Raw genomic sequence first — 2,611 nt, forward strand, 5'->3', positions numbered from 1 at the left:
GGCCGAATTTGAAGTCTTTTCTGAACGAAACCCCTTACTATCTGTTGTCAAGGTTCAGTTTTTAGCTTGGTTATCGCTTTTTCCATTGTAGCTTAAAGCCGTCCTAAAAGGACGGGGTTTTAACCCAAATTTTCGATAAACACTTTCTTAAGAATTAACCTATGTCACAATAGATGAAGATAAACCAAATAGTGTGAAATTGTAAACTAGGTATTACTGAATGGAACCGCTTTATCAGTACGCGTGGCTAGTTCCCGTCCTGCCTTTGGTAGGCGCTACCCTAGTCGGTGCGGGCTTAATTTCCTTTAATGAAGTCACCAATCGTCTGCGACAGGTGAATGCTGTATTGATCATTTCTACCCTCGGTGCGTCGATGGTGCTGTCTTTTGCGCTGTTGTGGAGTCAAATCAATGGACACGCTCCCTACAACCAAATGATCGATTGGGCATCGGCGGGTAACTTTCACTTGAAAATGGGTTATACGATCGATCACCTCAGTGCTTTAATGTCGGTTATCGTCACCACCGTAGCCTTTTTGGTGATGATTTATACCGATGGTTACATGGCCCACGACCCCGGTTATGTGCGTTTTTACGCCTATCTGAGCATTTTTAGCAGTTCTATGCTCGGTTTGGTCATCAGTCCCAATCTCGTCCAGATCTACGTTTTCTGGGAATTGGTGGGGATGTGTTCCTATCTGCTAGTAGGTTTCTGGTTCACTCGTCCGGCGGCCGCCGATGCCTGTCAAAAAGCCTTTGTTACCAACCGCGTCGGCGATTTTGGCTTATTACTGGGAATGCTGGGTCTTTTCTGGGCAACCGGCAGCTTCGAGTTTGATATCATGGGTGAACGTCTAGAGGAATTAGTCTCTTCTGGAGCCATTGCCGGCAGTTTAGCGGCATTATTCGCCGTTTTAGTCTTCCTTGGACCCGTGGCCAAATCAGCCCAGTTTCCCCTTCATGTCTGGCTACCGGATGCCATGGAAGGTCCGACCCCGATTTCGGCCCTGATTCACGCCGCTACCATGGTGGCCGCCGGAGTTTTCCTGATTGCCCGGATGTATCCCGTTTTTGAGCCAATTCCCACGGCGATGACGGTAATTGCTTGGACGGGGGCCTTTACTGCTTTTCTAGGGGCAAGTATCGCCCTCACTCAGAATGATATCAAAAAGGGTTTAGCCTATTCCACCATCTCCCAATTGGGTTACATGGTTATGGCTATGGGTATCGGTGCTTATAGTGCGGGGTTATTCCACCTGATGACCCACGCTTATTTTAAAGCGATGTTGTTCCTCGGTTCCGGTTCCGTCATCCACGGTATGGAGGATGTGGTCGGTCATGAGCCGGTTTTAGCGCAAGATATGCGGATGATGGGCGGTTTACGCAAGTATATGCCCATTACTGCCCTAACTTTCCTGGTGGGAACTCTGGCCATCTGTGGGATTCCTCCTTTCGCCGGTTTCTGGTCGAAGGATGAAATTCTCGGTTTAGCTTTTGAGGCGAACCCAGCTTTATGGTTAATCGGTTGGGGTACTGCGGGTTTAACGGCTTTTTATATGTTCCGGATGTACTTTAACACCTTTGAAGGGGAGTTTAGAGGTACTAATAAGGAGATTAAACGCCGACTGTTAGCCAATGCGGGTGCGATTCCGGCTTTTGGACCGGGGGCAATGAATGTTAAGCAATTAGACTCGGAAGCGCAGGAAGAAGACAACCACGGCCATCATGCCCAGGAACCCCACGAATCGCCAATTACTATGACTTTACCTCTCATGATTTTAGCGGTTCCCTCTTTGTTAATCGGTTTGGTGGGTAAACCTTGGCAGAATTTCTTCGAGGGTTTTATTCATGTTCCTAACGAAGTGGTGGAAGAAGTTCATGCTTTTGATTGGACAGAGTTTTTAATCATGGCGGGTAATTCCGTAGGGATTGCTTTAATCGGGATTACTGTCGCTTCTTTGATGTATCTCCAGAAGAAAATTGAACCCGCAACTATTGCCGAAAAATTCCCCGCTTTGTATCGTTTTTCCCTGAACAAATGGTACATTGACAATCTGTATGATCGAGTTTTCGTCCAGGGTTGTCGTCGTCTCGCGCGGCAAATTATGGAAGTGGATTATCGCGTTATTGATGGGGCAGTGAATTTAACCGGTTTAGCTACTCTTGTCAGTGGTGAAGGTCTCAAATACCTCGAAAATGGTCGCGCCCAATTCTACGCTTTAATTGTCTTTGCCGCAGTTTTGGGTTTAGTAATTGTCTATAGTCTGGTGTAAATTTTTAATCCCTTGACTAAAGATTTTTAGGGGCGCAAAGCCCCTTTTTTCAGCAGTTTTTTTGGTTTATAGCAGGCAGTAATACTAAATTATTAATAGATCGGTTCTGGGAGAGGGGTTGGGGGTGAGGGCAATTAACCATTTCTGCCATTACTTTAGAAAAATGGTATTGTAAAGTTTCAATACAAATATAGTCAGATATAGCCAGCCATGGTAATATGTGAACACGAAACTATCAGACTAGGCAAAAAAAACAGGAATAAGTTATCGAACGGCTTGGAGGTGGTGGAAACAAGGGAATTTAACAGGCTATCAATTGCCTTCTGGTACAATTATCAC

At 45.8% G+C, this 2,611-nt stretch carries 1 protein-coding gene; it reads left to right on the forward strand.

Annotated features, from left to right (window positions below; genetic code table 11):
- Nucleotides 1-220: 220 nt before the first annotated feature.
- Nucleotides 221-2,272, forward strand: coding sequence for an NAD(P)H-quinone oxidoreductase subunit 5 (locus IM319_RS02780; protein WP_287734556.1), 2,052 nt, complete (start codon nucleotides 221-223; stop codon nucleotides 2,270-2,272).
- The last annotated feature ends 339 nt before the right edge of the window (nucleotides 2,273-2,611 follow it).

Source organism: Microcystis sp. M113S1 (genome assembly GCF_020246945.1).
Classification (GTDB): Bacteria; Cyanobacteriota; Cyanobacteriia; order Cyanobacteriales; family Microcystaceae; genus Microcystis.